Annotated in this window: 21 protein-coding genes and 1 pseudogene; 10 read left to right on the top strand and 12 right to left on the bottom strand. The window is 60.3% G+C overall.

The window, feature by feature from the left end; all coding sequences use genetic code 11:
- Positions 1–48 precede the first annotated feature (48 nt).
- Entirely contained in the window at positions 49–225 is a 177-nt protein-coding gene (locus tag H0Z09_RS08435) for a general stress protein (RefSeq protein ID WP_076954923.1), read from the bottom strand.
- Positions 226–536: 311 nt separating this feature from the next.
- On the opposite strand from H0Z09_RS08435, the gene H0Z09_RS08430 reads away from it, so the two are divergent.
- From H0Z09_RS08430 to H0Z09_RS08420, 3 genes are read left to right on the top strand one after another with little or no spacing between them, the layout of a single operon-like run.
- Positions 537–758 (top strand): PLD nuclease N-terminal domain-containing protein, encoded by a 222-nt coding sequence (locus tag H0Z09_RS08430; RefSeq protein WP_076954922.1) that lies wholly within the window; start codon positions 537–539, stop codon positions 756–758.
- A 5-nt stretch (positions 759–763) separates the two neighbouring features.
- Positions 764–1279 carry a hypothetical protein gene (locus H0Z09_RS08425; RefSeq protein WP_186689584.1) on the top strand — a complete coding sequence of 172 codons (516 nt, stop codon included), beginning with the start codon at positions 764–766 and terminating at the stop codon, positions 1277–1279.
- Positions 1280–1291: 12 nt separating this feature from the next.
- Complete coding sequence (locus tag H0Z09_RS08420) at positions 1292–1735, top strand: YetF domain-containing protein (protein WP_186689582.1); 444 nt, start codon at positions 1292–1294, stop codon at positions 1733–1735.
- Positions 1736–1742: 7 nt separating this feature from the next.
- Here H0Z09_RS08420 and H0Z09_RS08415 read toward each other — a convergent pair whose 3' ends face one another.
- The 6 genes from H0Z09_RS08415 to H0Z09_RS08390 form a co-directional block, all read right to left on the bottom strand.
- Positions 1743–5885, bottom strand: a complete 4143-nt coding sequence (locus H0Z09_RS08415; RefSeq protein ID WP_186689580.1) for a CheR family methyltransferase — start codon at positions 5883–5885, stop codon at positions 1743–1745.
- Between the two features lie 357 nt (positions 5886–6242).
- The gene (locus H0Z09_RS08410; protein WP_186689578.1) at positions 6243–6485 is read right to left on the bottom strand and encodes a hypothetical protein; all 243 of its coding nucleotides are present in this window, start codon (positions 6483–6485) and stop codon (positions 6243–6245) included.
- The gene (locus H0Z09_RS08405) at positions 6482–6739 is read right to left on the bottom strand and encodes a DUF6555 family protein (RefSeq protein WP_186689575.1); all 258 of its coding nucleotides are present in this window, start codon (positions 6737–6739) and stop codon (positions 6482–6484) included. Before H0Z09_RS08405 ends, H0Z09_RS08410 begins: the two co-directional genes overlap by 4 nt.
- Positions 6740–6836: 97 nt before the next feature.
- On the bottom strand, positions 6837–7118 hold the full coding sequence (locus H0Z09_RS08400) for a hypothetical protein (RefSeq protein WP_186689573.1): 282 nt from the start codon (positions 7116–7118) through the stop codon (positions 6837–6839).
- A gap of 46 nt (positions 7119–7164) precedes the next feature.
- Positions 7165–8475 (bottom strand): SDR family oxidoreductase, encoded by a 1311-nt coding sequence (locus tag H0Z09_RS08395; protein ID WP_186689571.1) that lies wholly within the window; start codon positions 8473–8475, stop codon positions 7165–7167.
- 81 nt (positions 8476–8556) lie between these two features.
- Positions 8557–9321, bottom strand: coding sequence for an OBAP family protein (locus H0Z09_RS08390; protein ID WP_186689569.1), 765 nt, complete (start codon positions 9319–9321; stop codon positions 8557–8559).
- A gap of 245 nt (positions 9322–9566) precedes the next feature.
- On the opposite strand from H0Z09_RS08390, the gene H0Z09_RS08385 reads away from it, so the two are divergent.
- From H0Z09_RS08385 to H0Z09_RS08365, 5 genes are all read left to right on the top strand, one after another.
- Positions 9567–9713 carry a hypothetical protein gene (locus H0Z09_RS08385; protein ID WP_186689568.1) on the top strand — a complete coding sequence of 49 codons (147 nt, stop codon included), beginning with the start codon at positions 9567–9569 and terminating at the stop codon, positions 9711–9713.
- A 32-nt stretch (positions 9714–9745) separates the two neighbouring features.
- On the top strand, positions 9746–9973 hold the full coding sequence (locus H0Z09_RS08380) for a hypothetical protein (RefSeq protein ID WP_186689566.1): 228 nt from the start codon (positions 9746–9748) through the stop codon (positions 9971–9973).
- Between the two features lie 165 nt (positions 9974–10138).
- Positions 10139–11023, top strand: coding sequence for a manganese catalase family protein (locus tag H0Z09_RS08375; protein ID WP_186689564.1), 885 nt, complete (start codon positions 10139–10141; stop codon positions 11021–11023).
- A gap of 66 nt (positions 11024–11089) precedes the next feature.
- Positions 11090–11599, top strand: coding sequence for a DUF892 family protein (locus H0Z09_RS08370; RefSeq protein WP_186689562.1), 510 nt, complete (start codon positions 11090–11092; stop codon positions 11597–11599).
- Between the two features lie 112 nt (positions 11600–11711).
- A complete protein-coding gene (locus tag H0Z09_RS08365) occupies positions 11712–13313 on the top strand; it encodes a histidine kinase famiy protein (protein WP_186689560.1) in 1602 nt (533 codons plus the stop codon).
- Here H0Z09_RS08365 and cyoE read toward each other — a convergent pair.
- The 5 genes and pseudogenes from cyoE to cyoA all read right to left on the bottom strand — a co-directional run.
- A pseudogene (gene cyoE / locus H0Z09_RS08360) lies at positions 13294–14181 on the bottom strand (heme o synthase); the annotation flags it as partial. The gene H0Z09_RS08365 and the pseudogene cyoE overlap by 20 nt on opposite strands.
- Positions 14139–14477, bottom strand: coding sequence for a cytochrome o ubiquinol oxidase subunit IV (cyoD, locus tag H0Z09_RS08355; RefSeq protein WP_186689558.1), 339 nt, complete (start codon positions 14475–14477; stop codon positions 14139–14141). The gene cyoD and the pseudogene cyoE, both read right to left, overlap by 43 nt.
- Position 14478: 1 nt before the next feature.
- The gene (locus H0Z09_RS08350; RefSeq protein WP_076954910.1) at positions 14479–15093 is read right to left on the bottom strand and encodes a cytochrome o ubiquinol oxidase subunit III; all 615 of its coding nucleotides are present in this window, start codon (positions 15091–15093) and stop codon (positions 14479–14481) included.
- A 3-nt stretch (positions 15094–15096) separates the two neighbouring features.
- Complete coding sequence (cyoB, locus tag H0Z09_RS08345; protein WP_076954909.1) at positions 15097–17070, bottom strand: cytochrome o ubiquinol oxidase subunit I; 1974 nt, start codon at positions 17068–17070, stop codon at positions 15097–15099.
- A 2-nt stretch (positions 17071–17072) separates the two neighbouring features.
- Positions 17073–18017: a ubiquinol oxidase subunit II gene (gene cyoA / locus H0Z09_RS08340; RefSeq protein ID WP_076954908.1), complete on the bottom strand. Its 945-nt coding sequence runs from the start codon at positions 18015–18017 to the stop codon at positions 17073–17075.
- A 418-nt stretch (positions 18018–18435) separates the two neighbouring features.
- Here cyoA and H0Z09_RS08335 point away from each other — a divergent pair, with 418 nt between their 5' ends.
- Both H0Z09_RS08335 and H0Z09_RS08330 read left to right on the top strand, forming a co-directional pair.
- Positions 18436–18750, top strand: a complete 315-nt coding sequence (locus H0Z09_RS08335) for a hypothetical protein (protein WP_186689556.1) — start codon at positions 18436–18438, stop codon at positions 18748–18750.
- Positions 18751–18881: 131 nt separating this feature from the next.
- Positions 18882–20222 carry an APC family permease gene (locus H0Z09_RS08330; RefSeq protein WP_238340208.1) on the top strand — a complete coding sequence of 447 codons (1341 nt, stop codon included), beginning with the start codon at positions 18882–18884 and terminating at the stop codon, positions 20220–20222.
- Positions 20223–20327: the final 105 nt, after the last annotated feature.

The raw sequence follows: 20327 nt of genomic DNA, 5'->3' as shown, positions 1-20327 counted from the left end.
CCGTGGGGCGGGCAGAAGGGGCAGGCAAGCTGCCCCCGTTTGGATCACTTACGACTTACGCCCGCCGCCATGGCTGTTCTGGCCGCCTTTGCGTCCCGCTTCCGAGGCTTTTTCCCGATCATTGGCAAAGTTGCCGCCGGACGATTGGCCGCCTTTTTTGCCGGCCTCGGAGGCTTTTTCGCGATCGTTGGCGAAGTTACCTGGGTTTTTATTACTGGTTGTCATGGTCTTTCTCCACAATTTTTCAGTAGTTGGTTGTCGTGTCGCTCGTTACCCATTTATGCAACACGTATGTATTCCGATAGCGGCGCGTTTGAAATTGCTTTGAGAGATTTTTAAACAGTCGATGAACGGTCGATATGCCCAATAAACTTGTACAAAGCGCAGTAACTACCGCCGCTTCGTATAATTATTTAATAGTGAATTGATAGCAGTGCAGCCGCTTCGCTTAATGGGCATGTGTTCCTGGCAACGGAAAAAGAATGAACCCCGGCCGTACTCTCCGCACCTAAATAAACACAAACAGGAGGTGCACCATGCAATTCACTTATCTCTGGATTTTCCTGGCAGTCATCGCGGTGTTGCTCGATCTGTGGGTGCTCAATAGTCTGTGGCGAAGCGAAAACTCATCGGGCAGCAAGGCAGGTTGGACTGCCCTGGTGGTGCTGTTGCCGTTTGTGGGAGCGGCTGCCTGGGGTATTGCCGGTCCGCGCGGCGTGACCAAAGGCCCGTCCTCAGCGGAACACAGCAAAGGCTGAAGCCGATGAAGCCGCCTGCGCACGAAGACCTGCACAGCCGCCGCTACCCGATCAATGAGGACATGACCCTGCAACGCAAGGTCTGGCGCTTCGAACGGTTTGGTTGGTACGCCATGGTGCTCATCATGGCGCTCACCTTGGCCGGGCTGTGCTCCAAAGGGCCGTTGAGCACCACCCAGGTGCGCAGCGCCGATGGGGCGGTGCGTGTCGAGTACCAACGCTTCCTGCGCAACGGGTCCTCGGACGTATTGGTGATTCATCTGCAGGGCAAGGCCCGCGAGCCGCTTGAGGTGGCAATCAGCGGTGAGCTGTTGCAGGGCTTCAATATTGAAATGCTGCAGCCGCAACCGCTCAAGGCCAGTACCGCGGGCGAGGGCATGAGGCTTTGGTTGCTCAGCGACAATGACGGCAAAGCGGTGTTGCACCTGACCTTGCGCAGCGACGGCGTCGGCAGTTTCGACACCCAGGTCGCACTCGCCACGGGCGCGTCCGTGGGGCTATCACAATTCATTTATCCCTAGGGGTCAGCCAGCATGGACTCAGTATTGCGGGCGGCAGCCATTTACCTGGTGCTGCTGGTGCTGTTCAAGATCGCCGGCAGGCGCTCCCTGGCGGAACTCACCACCTTCGACCTGGTGTTACTGATGGTGATCGGCGAAGCCACGCAGCAAGCGCTGCTGGGCGATGATTTTTCGCTGACCAATGCTGTCCTGGTGATCATCACGCTGATCGCCATCGACATCGGCTTCTCACTGGTCAAACTACGCTCACGCTGGTTTTCCCGCATGCTGGATGGCGGGCCGACCATAGTGGTCGAACATGGCAAGGTGCTTCATGAGCGCCTTAAGCGCGCGCGGATGGATGAAAGCGATATTCTCGAGGCGGCCCGCTCCGCTCAAGGCATCGTCCAGATCGATCAGATCCAGTTCGCGATTCTTGAGCGCAACGGGAAAATCTCCGTGATCCCTTATCAATAAGCCCAGCCTAACGGCTCGACTGACGCAGCTTTTCGATCAGGCTGATCAGCGACTCATGGGTCACAGGTTTGCTGACATGGCTGTTGAAGCCTGAGTCAGCAGTCTTCTTCTGGTCACTGCTGGCACCGTAGCCGGTCAACGCGATGGCCGGAACCTGGCGCAGGTGGCCGATCTTGCGCAGGTTCTGCATCAGTTCGTGGCCGTTCATCTTCGGCATGCCGATGTCCGAGATAATCAGGTCGTAGTGGGCCTCGCCGGCCGTTTCCAGCGCGCTCAGGGGGTCGCTGAACGCGCTGACCTGGGCGCCTTCCATCTCCAGCAGCATATTCAGCACTTCCAGCACTTCGGCGGAGTCGTCCACCAGCAGCACCTTGACGCCGTTCAGCCGTTCATTCTCGGCCTTTGCGTCGCAGGTGTCGGGCAAGTGGCTCTGCTCGCTGAGGGGCAACTTGATCGAGAAGGTACAGCCAAAACCCAGGCCCTTGGAGTAGACACTCACCGACCCACCGTGCGCCTCGACCAATTGGCGGACGAGCGACAGGCCAATTCCCAGGCCTTCACGCTGATGGGTCTGATGCTGGTTCTCCGCCTGGCCGAACAAATCGAAGATCTTTTCCAGGCTGTCTTCGGCAAGCCCGGCGCCACTGTCGATGACATCCAGTTGCGCGTGACCTTCCGAGCGGCTGAGCACCAATTGCACTTGCCCGTCTTCCGGGGTGAATTTGAGAGCATTGTTGACCAGGTTCCAGATCACTTGCTCGATACGGGTAGGGTCCACGTCCACGATCAGTGAGCCAGGCACCGAAGGCGTTTGCAGGGTCACTTGGCGGTGACGCCCGTCAGCGAGCACCACGCTATGGATGTCCTGCAGCGTGCGAATCAGGTCGACCGGTTGTTTCTTCAGCTTGAGCTTGCCGGTGCGCACCCGGGCGACATCCAGCAGGTCGTCAATGATGCGCGCCTGGCTGGAGACTGCCTCGCAGATGGTATCCACCGCCCTGACCGCCGGGCCCGCCGCCTTGGTAACCGGCAAGCGCCGCAGCAATTCGGCGTTGAGCTGGATCAGGTTCAACGGGTGCTTGAGTTCATGGGACATGACCGCGAAGAATTCATCCTTGAGGTGGCTGTTGGTCTGGGTTTCCATCAGCCGCTGGCTCTGTTCTTCCTGGGTACGCTTGTGGCCGGTCAGGTCACGGGCAATCTTGACGTAGCCTTGCAAGCTGTCGCTCTTGAGCAGGGTGACCTCACCGCTGCAATAGAAGCGGCTGCCATTCTTGTGCACATGCCAGCGTTCGTCTTCGCCGCGCCCATGTTCGCGGGCCGCGCGCAGCTCGCTCTCTGGGATGCCGGCGGCGCGGTCTTCCGGGGAGAAAATCAGGTCGTAGTAAGCGCCCAGCACTTCGTCCTTGGTATAGCCGAAGATCAGCTCGGCCCCGGTGTTCCAATCGGTGATGGCGCCATGGTCGTCCAGGATGATGATGGCAAAATCATGGGTGCTCTCGGCCACCAGGCGCATGCGTTCTTCGCCCAGGCGCAGTTCTTCTTCGGCCAGGCGCCGTTTGGTGATATCGATGAAGGTAAGCACGGTGCCGTCAATGTGGTCTTCGCTGGAGCGGTAGGGCAGCAACCGCGCGATATACCAGCGGCTGTCCTTGCTGCTGATCTCGCGCTCGATCATGCTCAGCGACTCAAAGACGGTGGTGGCGTCATCGGTCATTTCCGGGTAGTCGAGGCGGTGTGTGATGTCCATCAACGAGCGCCCCGTGTCCACCGGCAGCATGCTGAAAATATCCGTGGCGCGCGGGGTGAACCAGCGGATGCGCATGTTGCGGTCGACGAACACCGTGGCGATGTCGGTGGAGGCGATCAGGTTGGTCAGGTAGTCGTTGACCTTGTCGGTCTCTTCAACCTTGGTCTTGAGCTCATAGTTGACCGTCAGCAGCTCCTCATTGATCGACTGCAGCTCTTCCTTGCTGGTTTCCAACTCTTCAGTGGCCGAACGCAGTTCTTCGTTGACCGCCTGCATCTCTTCGTTGGAGGCCTTGAGCTCTTCGCTGGAGACTTCCGCCTGCTCGATGGTGTCCTGCAGGTGCAGCTTGGTGCGTTGCAGCTCGCGTTCCAGGTTGCTCATGATCGCGTTTTCCGCATGGCTGACGCTGGCGGCGTCGGACTGCTCGGGGTCGACTACGGTTTCCTGGAACATCACCAGCACGTAGTCGCTTTCGGTGGCTTCATCGCGGTAGGGGCGTGCGGTGATGTCCACCAGGTAGGTGCACTGATCGCGTTGGATGCGCACCTTGCGTGAGGTCACCGGGATATTCGATTGCTGGACCTGGAACAGTGTCGTACGGATATCCAGGCGCAAATCGGGATGGACCAGGGCCAATAGATTGTGAGTGATTTCCCCGGCCACATAGCGCAGGTAGCGCCCCGCGCCTTCGCTCATGTGCAGGATATCGGCCTGCAGGTCGACAATGACGCTGGGCGGCGATGCCCTCTCCAATGCGCGCAGGTGCATATCGGCGAACGAACGCTTGGTGGGCGCCTTGATTTCCGCCGCAGCCACCGGGGCGTTGGCACGCACATAGCCGCCTCGTGGCATGCTGGGCGCGCGGCGAACCGCGGAGGAGCCGGCGCGCACGCGAAAGATGCGGTTGCGCTTGTCCACCGGCACGAACAGGTCCTGGCAGCCGTCGGCCGACTCCGAGGAACCCAGGAACAGATAGCCACCGGGGCGCAGCGCAAAGTGGAACAGTTGCAGGATCTCGCGCTGCACTTCACGGTCAAGGTAGATCAATAGGTTGCGGCATACGATCAGGTCGATCTGCGAGAACGGCGGGTCCGCCAGCAGGCTGTGCTTGGCGAACAACACCCGCTCGCGGATTTCCTTGCGCACCCGGTAGTGCTGGTTTTTTTCCTTGGAAAAGTAATGGCGCAAACGCGACGGCGGTACGTCAGTGATGATCGCTTCGGAATACACACCGCTGCGGCCATGGCTGATGGCACGCTCGTCAATGTCGGTGGCGAACACCTGCATTTTCGCGCTGCTGGCATCCAGCGCCAGTTGTTCGGCCACCAGCATCGCCAGGCTGTAGGCCTCTTCCCCGGTTGAACAACCGGCCGACCAGATGCGCACTTCCTCGCGGTGCGGCACGCTGTCTTCGAGGGACTTGACCAGGTTGGGAATCACATCGCGCTCAAGGGCTTCGAAGGCTTCGCGGTCGCGGAAGAAATTGGTCACGCCAATCAGCATGTCGCCCAGCAACGCCTTGGTTTCTTCCGGATGCCCCTGGAGATAGGTGTAATAGGCGGCCAGGTCGGGCTGGGCGGTGACTTGCAGGCGCCGCTCGATGCGGCGCAATACGGTGGCGCGTTTGTAGTGCTTGAAATCATGCCCGGTGCTGGCGCGCAGTTGGATCAGGATGTCGAGCAGCAACTGTTCGGCCACCGCCGCGTCGCGTTCAGTTACGGGCGGGGTGGTGTGGATCTCCGGGTCATTGGCGTTGGGCAGGATGATCGACTGGGCGTTGTGCCATAGCTCCAGCAACTTTTGCGGCATCTCCACCACCGGCAACACCAGATCGACCATTTGCGTCTCGATCGCCGCCAGTGGCATGCCGTCGTACTCAGCGTCTTCCGGTGCTTGCACCAGGGTGATGCCGCCTTGTTCCTTGATGCGCGAAAGCCCCACCGCGCCGTCGGAACCGGTGCCTGAGAGGATCAGGCAAAACGCGCGCTCTTTGTGGGTGTCGGCCAAGTCGCGAAAAAACAGGTCGATGGCAATGTGCGTGCCGCCTTCACGTGACGAAGGCGATACGCCCAGATAACCATCATTCATCATCAACCGCTGTGCAGGCGAGATGACATACACGTGGTTCTTTTCAATGGGCGTGGTGTCATTGATCTGCACGACCGGCAAGCCCGTCGACTCCTGGATGATCTTGTCCGCCACGCTCTGATGATCGGGGGACAGGTGCAGTACCACCACGAACGCCATGCCACAGTCTTTGGGCATGTGCTCGAAAAATGCTTTCACCGCTTGCAGCCCGCCCGCCGACGCGCCAATGCCGACCACTGGAAAGGTCAGGGTGCTGGGGGTCAGATCCTTGCGTTGCGGAACGTTGGGGGACCGCAGAGGGGCAGACTTCATAAATACCAACCTTGGTTAACTGCGCACGAGAAGAGCGTGTAGGGGGCACGAATTCCAGCGAGGGTGATGAGTGAGCGGGAGGTGAAATATAGCTGAAAACCTGCTCGTAACAGAATGCCTGCGTGCGACTCGACTACCCCTTGGAACCTTTACTCTCGGTTGAGACGAGCGTGTTGCAAAGGTTTATTCAAACTGACGAGTGGTGTAGTTGCCGTAGTGAGCGGGCTTGCCCCGCGCTGGGGGGCGAAGCCGCCCTAATCCAGACAATTCGGTTTTATCTGAAAACCGAGGTGTGGTTTTTGGGGCGGCTTCGCCCCCCAGCGCGGGGCAAGCCCGCTCACTACAATCGCGCGGTGACTACGATTTACGCATGGCCCGGCGGATGCGCATCCAGTCCCGATAAGCCGCGGTGCGTTGCTCATCCGCAGCTTTCTTGGCTTCCAGAAAACGCGTCCAGGTTTGCGCCTCGCCGCTGTAGTTCTCGATGATCTTGTACGCTTGCGCATCCAGTCGATCGGCCTCGAAAAACATCTCGGTGTTGTGCGCGATCTCGTCGTCCCACGTTTGCCCTGTTGTGTAACCAAGAGTCTGGCTGTTCATTGTGTGAGGCCCTCCGCCCACTGGATCGCTTCGGCGCCGCTCCAGCGCACGTCGGTGATGCCGTATTTCTCGGCCATCGGTTTGGACACGCGCTTGAGGGTGTGTTGACCAAATCTGGGTATGACTGCCACACCGGCGTCGCAACTGGCCCAATGCCATGCCTCGGCATTGTTCATCTGCGCGGCACGCACGATGAAAGACCTGGGTTCACCGTGCAGCCGATACCGGATAGTGAATAAATCGTTGTGTTTCATGAGGACTCCTTATGCTCATGAAGTACAGATATTTGACGTCAGGGAAAATTCAAAAAACTGTCAGACAATTCGATGGCCGAGAGCGTGACTTATACAATCAGTCATCCACTGTAAAAGTTACCCAGCCTGGCCCTTCGGCAGGGCGCTCTATCTCGGCAATCACGCCGCTCACAGAGGTGCCATCCGGCAAGTTGACGGTCACAAAGGTGGGGTTGCCAGGCCACTCCAATGGCGAGTCGAAATCCAGGCGCACGATAGTGGGTTTGCCATTGCTGGACATCCGGATAGCGACCGAGTCATTCAGGCGCTCATCCGATTCCGTTCCCAGATGGCGCGAGGCCGTGATGACGCTGGCGGTACCTTCAAAGTTATAAGACATGCTGGATTACCTCTTGCAAAAAAGGGGGGCGGTCGCCCCCAGGAGCTCATTTATGTCGCGTGTTGTTCGAACGCAGGTTGCGCGCTACAGCAACGCCGCCCAGTAACAGAACGGCGCCCGCTGCGGCCAGCCAGTAAGACGTGTGGCGGGGTTTTCGCTGGCCGCCTTCGACGCGTCGCTCGCCGCTTGCCGGTGTGAACAGGTTGCCCGACGACGTGGCGGCGCGGGAGCTGCGCTCCAACCCCCGGCGGGTCAGCCAACCGGATAATTGGGGGAAAGCAGGCAGCAAGAAATGCGCAACGCGCGCAACGGTGGCGGCGGCGCCGACGGTGATGCTGTTCTTCGGCTGCAGCGCACAAGCCACCATCGCCTGTGCAACCCGCTGTGGATCGTAGACCGGTGGCGGCGGCTTCAGCGCGTGGCCGGTGAAATTGCCGCCGTCGCGAAAACCCGGCGTGTCCATCACCGCCGGGTAGATGTCGCACACGTGGATATTGGGGTAGCCAACCAATTCGCCGCGCAGCGCTTCAGATAACCCACGCAAGCCGTACTTGCTGGCTGAGTAGGCGGCCGCGTAAGGCTGTGCAACCCAGCTGCCCAATGACAAGGTATTGATCAGAATCCCGCTGTTCTGCGCCTTGAAATAGGGCCACGCGACGTAGGCACCACGCAGGTAACCAAGCAGGTCCGTTTGCAGCACCTGCTCATGGGCTTCCAGCGGGGTTTTCTCGAAATCGCCGACCGCACCGACCCCGGCGTTGTTGATCCAGATATCGATCCGGCCATTGCCAAAGGCGGCGGCCTGTTCGGCCAAGGCGCGCATCTGCTCACCCTGGGTCACGTCGGTTTGCACCGCCAGCGCCTGGGCACCGAGGGCCGCGCATTCCTCGACCACATCGGCCAACGCCGCTTCGTCGCGGGCGGCCAGTACCAGGCGGGTGCTCTGTTTGGCAAAGGCATGGGCCGCGGCGCGACCGATGCCGCTGGAAGCGCCGGTGATCACTACCGTCTTGCCGTGCAGTTGGCCGTTGCGCCCAGCGGCGGCAGGCGCGGGCTCAGGCGCACCCTCGGTTGCGTGCACAGGCGTCTCATGCAGTTTCAGCCGGGCGCCATCGCTGAGTATCAGCGTGAGGTCTTCGATCGTGCCGGCGACGCGGTCGGGGAAGACCGGCTCGCCGGTGGCGTCGAGCTCGTCATAGATAAACGTCTGGCCCTCGAGCCAGCCGACTGCGGTGAGCAGTTCGGGTCCCAGGTAGTACTTGCCGTCCAAAAAAAAGCCGCTGAAGTGCTTCGTTCGTTCCAGGCTGTCCACTGTGTAGCGTTCGCCAGGTCTCATTCCGGTTGCTGGATCAATCATGCTGACATCCTCCATTCACTGGTCTTGGGATAGAGGCGGGCCAGCAAATGATCGTTCAATCCAAATGCCCGAGTGGCGTATTCAGTGGCGATGAGGTGTTTCGGTCGGGTCGACGATCTGAATGACGTTACCCTGGCGCCATGCATCCGCACCCGGCGCGATGGGCGCTGCGATGATGTCTGCACGGGCCTTTTTCTTCTCGCTGCTGTTGATTCCCAGCCGCTGGTCGCGCTCGGCAACCATGGCCGGGTCAGCCTGGCCGTCAGCGGTAAAACCCATCATCAATTGCGGCACGCCCAGTGGCAGCTGTTTGTTGAGGTCGGTGTGCCAGGTGTGCCAGGTCTTGCCATAGGTATTGACCAGCTTGTTCATCAAGGCATGCTCGGCGACGTCGGGGATGCCCGGCGCAACCAGTTGCCCGGACTTCACTTCATGCACATGGCTGTGCCACAGCGCCTTTTCAGCGGCAGGCAGCGTGTTGAACAACTGCTTGCTGATGATGTACTCCACGCCCATCAGCTTGGCGTCCTGGCGATTGCCGTCGTAAATCACGCACTGGATCACCTCTTCGTTGAGGATCGAGCAATAGTGATGGGCTTCCATTTGCACATCGGGGTGGCCGTTGTAGAAGTGAAAACCGTCCAGGTAGGCGTTCAACGCATCGATGGGCGGGCGCGACTGGAGCATCGCGGCGCCCGCATCCAGCGTTCGGGTGGTCGGCGATTTCTCGGCACCGGGTGCCACCACATTCGATGCCGAATCGTTACCGGCGCAGGCCGTCAGCACACCGATGGACACTGCCAGGCAGAGCGATGGGAGCGTGTTCGTGCGGTTGGCTTTTTTCATGGCTCAGTCCTTCCGTGGTGATGCGCAAGGCCAGAGGGGAGGCCTTGCCAAGTTAAGGTTTGCCACTGTTTAGAAGGAGGCCGCCAAAAGGCGTTCAATCGGTTTTTGCCTGGGACCACTCGTCAGCCTCGGGTCGATTTGATTGAACACAGCGGGTGTTGCCCCGGCCAGATAAAACGTGTGCTGACGAAGTTCGGCTTCGTCTCGCCAGGTTGAATCACTCGACTTACAGCAGGTGAACAAACATGAAAAAACTAACCATGTGCCTTGGGCTGTGCAGCGTGTTCATGCTCCACGGCTGCTTTGACAGCGCCGATAACGCCACCAAAGAGAATACCGACGGCAAGGCTTCGGTGCAGATGCAAGAAGGCAAGGCAGACGAGAGCAAGTGAGGCTTCCATCCTGTGACCTGGAGAATTTTTCCATGAAACATGACCCCTCCAACACCCGGAACCGCCCCGTTGAAGATCTGGGCCAACCCAATGACGACGGCAATGTGATCGGTACTGCCGGACGTGACGAGGACCCCAATGCGGCCACCGACTGGGACCATCCCGGCACCCTTGAAAAGTCCGGCGAAGCGGATGTCTTGCCGCCCAACGGGACGCCTGAAATAGACATCGTTCCCTCTGACAACGAGCGTGCCGATTGAATGCCTGGCATCGCGTATGGCCGTTTCGCTTGGCCATTCAGGCGTAACCGCTGGTCGAGATATGCGTAATTTTTTTGAAATTTCCAGCGCCGGTTATTTCACATGACAGTAGGCGCGCATTTGCAAAGTGCCGTCTCTTTTCGATAAGCCCGAGGAGATTTGTTCATGTTTCTACATAACAAGCGACTTCAATACACCGTCCGTGTCGCCGAGCCTAATCCAGGCCTGGCCAACCTGCTGCTGGAACAATTTGGCGGCCCTCAAGGGGAACTGGCGGCGGCGTCCCGCTACTTCACCCAGGCCCTGGCTGAAGACGATCCTGGGCGCAAGGATCTGTTGATGGACATCGCCACCGAAGAGCTCAGCCATCTTGAGGTTGTCGGCTCCATTATCGTGATGCTCAACAAGGGCGCCAAGGGGCGCATGGCCGAAGGCGTGGAAGAAGAGGGCGAGTTGTATCGCTCGCTCAACGGTGCCGGCAATGACTCCCACGTCACTAGCCTGTTGTACGGTGCCGGTGCGCCGTTGATCAACTCCGCCGGTGTGCCCTGGACAGCGGCCTATATCGACACCATCGGTGAGCCCACCGCGGACATGCGCTCCAATATCGCGGCCGAAGCCCGCGCCAAAATCGTCTACGAGCGGCTGATGAATGTCACGGATGACCCGGGCGTGAAAGAGGCGCTGGGCTTTTTGATGACGCGGGAAATTGCGCATCAGTTGTCCTTTGAAAAGGCGCTGCATTCGATTCAGCCGAACTTCCCCCAAGGCAAGCTGCCCGGCATGCCGGAATTCACCAACGTTTACTTCAATATGTCCCAGGGCGCGCAGAGCATGCGTGGCCCATGGAACCAGGGCGAAGAGTGGGAGTTCGTGGAAAGCCCGCAACCGGCGGTCGATGGTGGCGATGGTTTGGCCACCGTGCAGCTGGATGCCGATGACGAAGCGACGTTGAGCGCGATGAAGATCCGCACGGCCTCGGACCCGACAAGCGACCCCGTGACTGGCGCAGACCTGGGCTCGGGAATGCAACCCAAACCCGAGATTTGACGCGGCACAGCCGTACGCTTTCGGGCGTGCGGCGCATGCCATTTTTTCATCAAGAGGACTAACGACATGGCGACTCCACAGGAAAACCTGCTCGATTGGCTGCGTGATGCCCATGCGATGGAGCAGCAGGCCGAAAAAATGCTCAAGGCGCAATCCGAGCGCCTTGAACACTACCCGCAGCTCAAGGCGCGGATCGACCAGCACATTGAGGAAACCCTCGGCCAGCAGCAGCTGATTGATCAGTGCCTGGCGCGCCTGGGCGGCAGTTCGTCGACCCTGAAAGACATGGGTGGCAAGCTGATGGCGTTCGGCCAGGCGGTCGGTGGCTCGCTGATGAGTGACGAAGTCATCAAGGGCGCAATGGCCGGGTACGTGTTCGAAAACATGGAAATTGCCAGCTACACGGCGCTTATCGCGGCTGCGAAAGAGGCGGGTGATTCGCAGACCCAAGCGGCCTGCGAAAAGATCCTGCCGCAGGAAATTGCCATGGCTGAATGGTTGCTTGAGCACTTGCCCGAATTGACGCAAGCGTTCCTGCGACGCTCGGCCAACCCCGACAAAGAAGCCAAGCGCTGACGCAACCCACGGCGCCCGATCTTAACGGGCGGGCGCCTGTTTAGCGCAGCAGCGGCACTGCGCGACGTTTTCACGGTCCATGGAACACGCACCACGTACCTGGAGGTGAACCTTGGCAAGCAAGAAAAAGCCCGTGGTCGAACGTATCGATTCAGCGCGGCTTTCTTCCAACCGCAAAGACTTGTTTTTCGCGGCCATGGAAACCAGCCAAAGCGCGATGATCGTTTGCGACCCCGCCCAACCTGACACCCCGATCATTTTTGCCAATCAGGCGTTCCTGAGGCTGACGGGGTATGAGCAGGATGAAGTCATCGGACGTAACTGCAGGCTCCTGCAAGGGCCACAGACCGATAAGCGTGCCCTGCAGCAAGTGCAGAGCGCGATGATCCACCACCATGAGGTGTGTGTGGAAGTACTCAACTACCGCAAGGATGGCTCGACGTTCTGGAATGAGCTGTTCATTTCACCGTTGTTCAATGAGCGCGGGCAACTGGTCTACTTTTTCGCCTCCCAGTTGGACGTGAGTCGGCGTCACGACGCGGAACTGCGCGTGCGCCGCGCCCAGGACCTGGAGGCCCTCGGGCAACTGACCGGCGGCATTGCCCATGACTTCAATAACCTGCTGCAGGTGATGGTCGGTTATCTCGAACTGATCCAGCAGAGCGCCCAGCGCCCCGGCGCCGATCCGCAGCGCATCTTCAACGGCGCCAGCCGCGCCAGGGCCGCCGCCGAAAAAGCCCAATCCTTGACCCAACAGTTGCTCGCGTTCTCGCGCAAGCAACGCCTGGACAGTCGCGTGATCAACCTGAACTCCTTGCTGAGCCGCAGCGACTTCATGGCGCAGACGCTGCAGGATGTCCAGTTGCATGTAGAGCTCGCCGAGGATCTGTGGAACTGCCGTCTCGATCCCGCGCAGGCAGAGCTGGCGGTGCGGCACTTGTTATCCAACGCCCAGGATGCACTCGAAGGACGTACCGAGCCGACCGTGACGGTGAAGACGTGCAATGTTCAGGTTCCCGGCGACGCCAATGCGCAACGCGACGGGCTGGCCGAGGGCCGCTACGTGGGCATCTCGATCAGCGATAACGGCAACGGCATCGACGAGAGCGTTCAGGAGAAAGTCATGCAGCCGTTCTTCACCACCAAGGAGGAGGGCAAGGGCTCGGGGCTGGGGTTGTCAATGGTGTATGGCTTCGTCAAGCAATCGGGCGGCACTGCGCGCATCTATTCCTACCCAGGCGTGGGCACGACGGTGCGCCTGTATTTTCCGGCGGACGACAGCCAGCTCTGGGTCGAGCAGACGCCCGCGGCCACTTCGCTGCAAGGCGACGAGCGCATCCTGATTGTGGAGGACCGGCCCGAGGTGGCGGAGCTGGCCCAGGAAATTCTGGCCGACTACGGTTATCGCACCGACATTGCGCACACGGCCGCCGAGGCATTGGACCGGCTCGCCGGCGCGACCTACGACCTGGTGTTCAGTGACTTGATCATGCCCGGCGAGATGAATGGCGCGGTACTCGCGCGCGAGATAGCGCGCTTGTATCCGCATACCAGGGTGCTGCTCACGACGGGCTATGCGAAAGACTCGCTGGAGCGTGCCGATCTACAGGTGCATGACTTCGAGCTGATTGCAAAACCCTATCAGCCGGCTGATTTGCCCAGGAAGATTCGCACGTTGCTCGACACAGCGTGGACAGCGCCAGCATCAGGTTGAGGGCCATCACCAGCAGAATCGAGAAGCCGAAGATCGAGCGCGCCCAGCGCGCTGGATCGACCCGGCGCACGCTGCTGTTGGCCAGCGCCAGCCAGTAACCGCCGAGGGCGCTGACCACGGCGAAATACAGGATGTCCATCTGGGCCACCACGCCCAGCACCAGGGTGCTGGCGCAGAAGGCCAGGGTGTACGCCTGTATTTGCCGGTGGGCTTGGGCCAGGGTCAGCAGCGGCAGGCGCGCCGCGCGGAAGTCCTCGCGGCGCATCACGGTGATGGCGTGTGAATGGGGCATCTGCCAGCAACAGAACACCAGCACCAACATCATCGCCGTGGCGTCGAACCTGGCGCTGACCGCGCAATAACCGATCACCGGCGGCATTGCCCCGGAGAGGCTGCCGACCAAGGTGCCCCAGTGGGAACGACGCTTGAGCCAGAACGTATAGACCCCCGCATAGATCACCAGCCCGACCAACGCCAGCAAGCAGGCCAGCAGGTTGCTGCCTGCCCAGAGCAGGCCGAAACCGCTGATGCCCAGGGCGATGGCATAGCTGGCGGCGGTGGGCACCGCGATGGTCCGCAGCGCCAGCGCGCGATGGCAGGTGCGCACCATGCGCCGATCGATGTCCCGATCGGCGCAATTGTTGATGACGCAACCGCAACCGATCACCAGTGCGGTGCCGAGCAGGGTGGCCAACAGATGCACGGGGTCTGCCAGGCGCCCGCCGCCGGCGAGGAAGTAACCCCCCAGCACCGACGCGAGATTACCGAAAATAATCCCCGGCTTGGTCAGTTGAACTCCGGCATTGAGCAGCCCCAGCCAGTACCTCAGTGCGCCAGCATGTTGTGGTGAATACTGCCCATGATCCATAGCGAGAGCCCTACCAGCAAAAGAATGATGACCGCCGAGAAAATCAGCGCAACCAGGTTCCAGCGTTGTTCCTCGGCCGTATCCAGATGCAGGAAGAACTTGAGGTGGACCACGATTTGGATAATCCCCAGCGCCACCACCAGCCAGGCGGTGACGGTGCGTGGCAGCGAAGGGAACATCACCAGGGCGAAAGGGATCAGGGTCAGCAGCACCGACACCAGGAACCCAACCAGGTAGGAGCGGCTGCTGCCATGGCTGCTACCGGCGCTGCTGTGAATCGAACTTTGCTTGTACATGTCACACCACCCCCAACAGATAGACCACGGTAAAGACGCAGATCCACACCACGTCCAGGAAGTGCCAGAACAGGCTCAGGCAACTGAGCCGGGTGGCGTTGGTGTTGGTCAGGCCTTTCTGGCGGATCTGCACCATCAGCACCGCCATCCAGATCAGCCCCGTCAGCACGTGGGCGCCGTGGGTGCCGACCAGGGTAAAGAAGGCGGTGAGGAACGCACTGCGGTCCGGTCCGTAGCCTTCTGCGATCAAGTGGTGGAATTCGTTGATTTCCATGGCGATGAAGCCGGCGCCGAGCACGAACGTGAGCCCCAGCCAGCGCAGCACCTGGCTTTGCTGGCCACGGTTCATCGCCAGCATCGCGTAGCCATAGGTGATGCTGCTGAGCAACAGCAGCATGGTTTCGGCAAGCACATAGGGCAGTTCGAAAATATCCATGGTCGACGGACCACCCGCCACGCTGTCGCGCAACACCGCATAGCCCGCGAACAGGGTCGCGAACAGGATGCAGTCGGTCATCAGGTAGATCCAGAACCCGAAAACGCTCAGGGAACCCGCGTCCTCATGCCCGTGTTCCTGGGTATGAGCGACGTCTTTTTCAATCACGGTATTGGACATGGATCAAGCCTCTGCCAAGTCTTTGAGACGTGCCGTTTCGATGCGCGCGACTTCTTCGGCGGGCACGAAGTAATCAGTGTCTTCGTCGTAGCTGCGCACCACGAACGCGACCACCGAAGCCACCAGTCCGAACGCCGCCAGCCACCATATATGCCAGACCAGGGCGAAGCTGCAGATCAGCGCGAACAGGCTGATCACCAGGCCCGAGGCGGTGTTGCGCGGCATGTGGATGGCGCGGTAGTCGGTGTGGCTGAGGGTACTTACGCCGCGCTCTTTCATGCCCCAATAGGCGTCCAGGTCGCTGACCTTGGGCTGCTCGGCGAAGTTGTACAGCGGCGGCGGGGAGGAGGTGGCCCATTCCAGGGTGCGTCCGTCCCACGGGTCGCCGGTGAGGTCGCGGTATTGGTGACGGTTGCGGATGCTGACGTACAGCTGCAGAGCCTGGGAGATTACGCCGCAGAGGATGATGAGCACGCCCAGCACTTCCAGCAGCAGCCACGGCCGCCATTCCGGATTGTCGAAATGGTTGAGGCGCCGGGTCATGCCCATGAAGCCCAGCACGTAGGACGGCATGAAGGCGAAATAGAAGCCGATCAACCAGCACCAGAAGGCGATGCGGCCCAGCTTGTCGTTCAAGCGGAAGCCAAAGGCCTTGGGGAACCAGTAGGTCAGGCCGGCCATGTAGCCGAACACGGCGCCGCCGATGATCACGTTGTGAAAATGCGCGATCAGGAACAGGCTGTTGTGCAGCATGAAGTCGGCGCCCGGCACTGCGAGCAGGACCCCGGTCATCCCGCCGATACTGAAGGTCACGATAAAGCCCAGGGTCCACAGCATCGGGGTTTCGAAGCGCACCCGGCCACGGTACATGGTGAACAGCCAGGTGAAGATCTTCACCCCGGTCGGCACCGCGATGATCATGGTCATGATGCCGAAGAACGCGTTGACGTTGCCTCCCGCGCCCATGGTGAAGAAGTGGTGCAGCCACACGATGAACGACAACACGGTAATCGCGATCGTCGCCCATACCAGCGACACGTAACCGAACAGCCGCTTACTGCTGAAGGTCGCGGCAATCTCGGAAAACACCCCGAACGCCGGCAGAATCAGGATGTACACCTCCGGATGCCCCCAGGCCCAGATGAGGTTGACGTACATCATCGGGTTGCCGCCGGCTTCGTTGGTAAAGAAATGCATGCCCAGGTAGCGGTCCAGGGACAGCATCAGCAGGGTGGCGGTCAGGATCGGAAACGACGCCAGGATCAGCACCGAAGTGCACAGCGCATTCCAGGTGAACACCGGCATCTTGAACAAGGTCATGCCTTCGGTGCGCATCTTCAGGATCGTGACGAAGAAATTCAGCCCCGTCAGTAGCGTGCCTATACCGGATATCTGCAGTGACCAGATGTAGTAATCCACCCCGACCCCGGGACTGTAGGCCAACCCGGATAACGGCGGATAGGCGACCCAACCGGTTCGCGCAAACTCACCGATTCCCAGTGATACGTTGACCAGCAGGGCACCGGCCACGAACAGCCAGAAGCTCAGCGCGTTGAGAAACGGATAGGCCACGTCGCGTGCGCCGATCTGCAACGGCACCACAACGTTCATCAGGCCGACCACGAAGGGCATGGCCACGAAAAAAATCATGATCACGCCGTGGGCGGTGAAAATCTGATCGTAGTGTTCCGGCGGCAGATAACCCGGCCCGCCGCTGGCGGCCATGGCTTGCTGGGTACGCATCATGATCGCGTCGGAAAAACCGCGCAGCAGCATCACCAGCGCGACGATGATGTACATGCAGCCGATCTTCTTGTGGTCCACCGAAGTGAACCACTCGCGCCACAAATAGCCCCATTTGCGTTTCCAGGTAATGGAGCCGACCATCGCCACGCCTATGAGGCCGACGAAGGCCAGCGTGTACATCACAATGGGTTCAGTGGTTGGAATCGCGTCCCATGACAGTTTTCCGAACATTGTTATTGCTCCTCGGCCAGCAGACTGGGGTGTTGATCGGTGCGCGTGCCGGTGCCGTTCGATTCAGCACCATTGGATTGGGTCTGGTTGCGCTCGGGTTTCCTGGCTTTGTTCATGCCTTCGTATTTGTCGACGATGTCCAGGAACAGCCGCTCCTGGACCGACGAGAAATAGGTCACCGGGTGCCGGGTGGTGGGCTTGGCCAACTGCGCGTAACGCGCGTGGTCGAGTGGGGCGGCGGCGCCCTTGACCTTGGCCACCCACGCCTGGAAGTCGGTGGGGCTCAGGGACAGCGTGGCAAAATGCATGTCGGAAAAACCGGGGCCGTTGTAGTTGGCGGCAATGCCTCTGAACTCGCCGGTCTCGTTGGCGATCAGGTGCAACTTGGTCTGCATGCCGGCCATGGCGTAGATCTGCCCGCCCAGGGCCGGGATGAAGAACGACGTCATGGCCGCGTCGGAGGTGACGGTGAAACTCACCGGCGTATGCACCGGCAGGGCCAGCTCATTGACACTGGCGATGCCCAGGTCGGGGTAGATGAACAACCATTTCCAGTCAGTCGCCACCACCTGCACATTGATCGGTGGCGTCTCTGAGTCGAGCGGACGATAGGGATCGAGTGCGTGGGTGGTTTTCCACGTCACCCATCCCAGGGCAATGATGATCAGCAACGGAACGCCCCATACCACCGCTTCGATTTTGTGCGAGCTGGCCCAGCGCGGTGAGTAACGGGCCTTTTTATTGGTGGCGCGGTAGCGGTAGGCAAACACAAACGTCAGCACGATCACTGGAACCACTACCAGCAGCATCAAGCCGGTGGCGAGGATAATCAGGTCGCGTTCATCGGTTGCAACCTGCCCCTTGGGGTTGAACACAATCAGGTTGCAGCCGGTTAATAAGAAAATGCTGGCGATATATACCAGGCAATAACCAATCGCTCGTTTCATGCCTTGCTCCTGTATTGAAAACTTCCGTTGTTACGGTGCCGAAACGGTGGCGCCGGTGTTCGCAAGTTAAGTAAGCGAAACGCAGGCGCTGCGCTTGTTAGTGCGTGGCGCAGTCAAGTGCTTAACGCCAGGCAATACGGCGCCGCCAGTGGAAAAACTGCATCCACTGCCCGGATCTGTTGGCTTTCTCGGCCGCTCTGCGGGGCGTGTTTCACCGCGCTCCCGAACATTTTGAATAGACGTCCGGGGGTTGGTTTAACAATTTGTTACTTCGCCTGACGAACGGTTTAACAAGCGAAGCGGCAATAGCTTTTTATAGGCGCATGATGCACTTGGCCTTGGAAAAAAGACGGAATCCCTGCTAAAGCATTCAGGTCTTACGTGAAGGCCAACCCACTAACGGTCTGGGAGAACAGTTATGTTTATTCGTGGTAATACCTATAAGGCTTGGGCCGAAAAGGCTCTCGAGGAAGAGTGCTTTACCCAGGAAGTGGAAAACGGTTGCCATATCGAAGTCAGGGCCCGGGAGCGTGAAGACGCCGATATTGAAGTGCTGATCAGCGTCTATACCGCCACGGGGCAATGTGTGGTCGAACGCACCCAGCAGTTGCCTGGCGCGCAATGGTCCGTACACGACGCGCTCAAACGCGGCATCGATCAGGCGGAACGGATTGCCGGCGGGGAATCGGGACGGCTGCCCTGCGCCGACGCGCACCTGCACGACGACGATTGACGGGGGCGCATCGCTGGATTTCCAGCAGAAAACGGAACTTTGGCGGCGCGGGCATTTTCCATTGTAGATAGCCCCGCGTCAGCCGGCCCGTGCCGGATGATCGCTCTTTGCAACCCACGCCAGAGCCGCCCATGTCCGAATCCAGCTTGAGCCAAGCCGCACCCTCCAAACCGTCCTTGCGCCGCGCCGTAACGGGCCCGATGTTGTTCCTGTTCATTCTCGGCGATGTGCTCGGTGCCGGCGTGTATGCGCTGGCCGGCACCATCGCGGGCGAGGTGGGCGGGGCGATCTGGGTGCCGCTGCTGGTGGCGTTGTTCTTTGCCATGCTCACGGCAGGCTCCTATGCGGAACTGGTGACCAAGTACCCCCATGCCGGCGCCGCTTCGGTGTTCGCCGAGAAGGCATTCAAGTCACCGCTGATTTCGTTCCTGGTCGGCTTCAGCATGCTCGCCGCCGCCGTCACCAGCGCGGCGGGGCTGTCCCTGGCGTTTGCCGGCGACTACCTAGCGGCGTTCGTCGACGTATCACCGCACCTTGCCGCGCTGATATTTCTGGTGGTGATCGCACTGCTCAATGCACGCGGCATCAAGGAGTCGTTGGGCGCCAACATGGTCATGACCTGCGTCGAACTGTCCGGGCTGCTGTTGGTGGTGGTGGCCGCGGCCTGGTGCATACAGTCCGGCGAAGCAAACCTCGGCCGCGCGCTGGAGTTCAAGGCCGGGGTCAACCCGATGCTTGCCGTACTGGGCGCCGCGTTGTTGGCGTTCTATTCGTTCGTCGGTTTTGAAACGTCGGCCAATCTGGCCGAAGAAATACGCGGCGTGCGCAAGGTCTATCCACGTGCGCTGTTTGCCGCGTTGGTAACGGCGGGCATCGTGTATATGGCGGTCGGTGTCGCCGCGTCGGTGGTGCTGCCGATGGACAAGCTGACGGCCACCTCCGCGCCGTTGCTCGAAGTGGTGCGCGCCTCGGGCTTGAGCATCCCGCCCCAGCTCTTCGCCTTCATTGCACTGGTGGCGGTCGCCAACGGTGCGCTGCTGACCATGGTCATGGCCAGCCGCCTGGCCTATGGCATGGCTCGCATGGGCTTGTTGCCGGAGCCGCTTTCGCGCGTGCTGCCCAAGCGGCGCACGCCTTGGGTCGCGATCATCGCCAGCACCCTGGTGGCCATTGCCTTGACCTTGACCGGCACCCTCGCGGCGCTGGCCGAGACGGTCGTGCTGTTGCTGCTCTTTGTGTTCCTCAGCACCAACCTGGCGGTGCTGGTATTGCGCCGCGACACCATCACCGAACAGCATTTTCGCGTGCCGACCTGGGTGCCGGTGCTGGCGATTGTTTCGTGCCTGATCCTGCTCAGTCAGCAAAGCCTGGACACCTGGTTGCGCGGTGGTGCGCTGATGCTGCTGGGCATTGCACTGTACGCGTGCAACCGCTTGGCGACACCGGTTGCCGAGCCTGGGCGTCTTGGCTGAAGCTCGACAGCTCCCACAGGGGATCGGGGGGGCGGGTTAGATTTGCGGTGCAGCGACTGGCCCAATCTCAGTCGCGACGAAGATCAACTGTGGGAGCTGTCGAGC

This window comes from Pseudomonas sp. SWRI18 (assembly GCF_014268345.1).
GTDB lineage: Bacteria > Pseudomonadota > Gammaproteobacteria > Pseudomonadales > Pseudomonadaceae > Aquipseudomonas > Aquipseudomonas cedrina.
This window is presented reverse-complemented; position numbering and strand designations above follow the sequence as displayed.

Coding starts and splice junctions, on each gene's coding strand:
- H0Z09_RS08435 (WP_076954923.1), bottom strand. CDS start 225: ATGACAACCAGTAATAAAAACCCAGGTAACTTCGCCAACGATCGCGAA.
- H0Z09_RS08430 (WP_076954922.1), top strand. CDS start 537: ATGCAATTCACTTATCTCTGGATTTTCCTGGCAGTCATCGCGGTGTTG.
- H0Z09_RS08425 (WP_186689584.1), top strand. CDS start 764: ATGAAGCCGCCTGCGCACGAAGACCTGCACAGCCGCCGCTACCCGATC.
- H0Z09_RS08420 (WP_186689582.1), top strand. CDS start 1,292: ATGGACTCAGTATTGCGGGCGGCAGCCATTTACCTGGTGCTGCTGGTG.
- H0Z09_RS08415 (WP_186689580.1), bottom strand. CDS start 5,885: ATGAAGTCTGCCCCTCTGCGGTCCCCCAACGTTCCGCAACGCAAGGAT.
- H0Z09_RS08410 (WP_186689578.1), bottom strand. CDS start 6,485: ATGAACAGCCAGACTCTTGGTTACACAACAGGGCAAACGTGGGACGAC.
- H0Z09_RS08405 (WP_186689575.1), bottom strand. CDS start 6,739: ATGAAACACAACGATTTATTCACTATCCGGTATCGGCTGCACGGTGAA.
- H0Z09_RS08400 (WP_186689573.1), bottom strand. CDS start 7,118: ATGTCTTATAACTTTGAAGGTACCGCCAGCGTCATCACGGCCTCGCGC.
- H0Z09_RS08395 (WP_186689571.1), bottom strand. CDS start 8,475: ATGATTGATCCAGCAACCGGAATGAGACCTGGCGAACGCTACACAGTG.
- H0Z09_RS08390 (WP_186689569.1), bottom strand. CDS start 9,321: ATGAAAAAAGCCAACCGCACGAACACGCTCCCATCGCTCTGCCTGGCA.
- H0Z09_RS08385 (WP_186689568.1), top strand. CDS start 9,567: ATGAAAAAACTAACCATGTGCCTTGGGCTGTGCAGCGTGTTCATGCTC.
- H0Z09_RS08380 (WP_186689566.1), top strand. CDS start 9,746: ATGAAACATGACCCCTCCAACACCCGGAACCGCCCCGTTGAAGATCTG.
- H0Z09_RS08375 (WP_186689564.1), top strand. CDS start 10,139: ATGTTTCTACATAACAAGCGACTTCAATACACCGTCCGTGTCGCCGAG.
- H0Z09_RS08370 (WP_186689562.1), top strand. CDS start 11,090: ATGGCGACTCCACAGGAAAACCTGCTCGATTGGCTGCGTGATGCCCAT.
- cyoD (WP_186689558.1), bottom strand. CDS start 14,477: ATGTACAAGCAAAGTTCGATTCACAGCAGCGCCGGTAGCAGCCATGGC.
- H0Z09_RS08350 (WP_076954910.1), bottom strand. CDS start 15,093: ATGTCCAATACCGTGATTGAAAAAGACGTCGCTCATACCCAGGAACAC.
- cyoB (WP_076954909.1), bottom strand. CDS start 17,070: ATGTTCGGAAAACTGTCATGGGACGCGATTCCAACCACTGAACCCATT.
- cyoA (WP_076954908.1), bottom strand. CDS start 18,017: ATGAAACGAGCGATTGGTTATTGCCTGGTATATATCGCCAGCATTTTC.
- H0Z09_RS08335 (WP_186689556.1), top strand. CDS start 18,436: ATGTTTATTCGTGGTAATACCTATAAGGCTTGGGCCGAAAAGGCTCTC.
- H0Z09_RS08330 (WP_238340208.1), top strand. CDS start 18,882: ATGTCCGAATCCAGCTTGAGCCAAGCCGCACCCTCCAAACCGTCCTTG.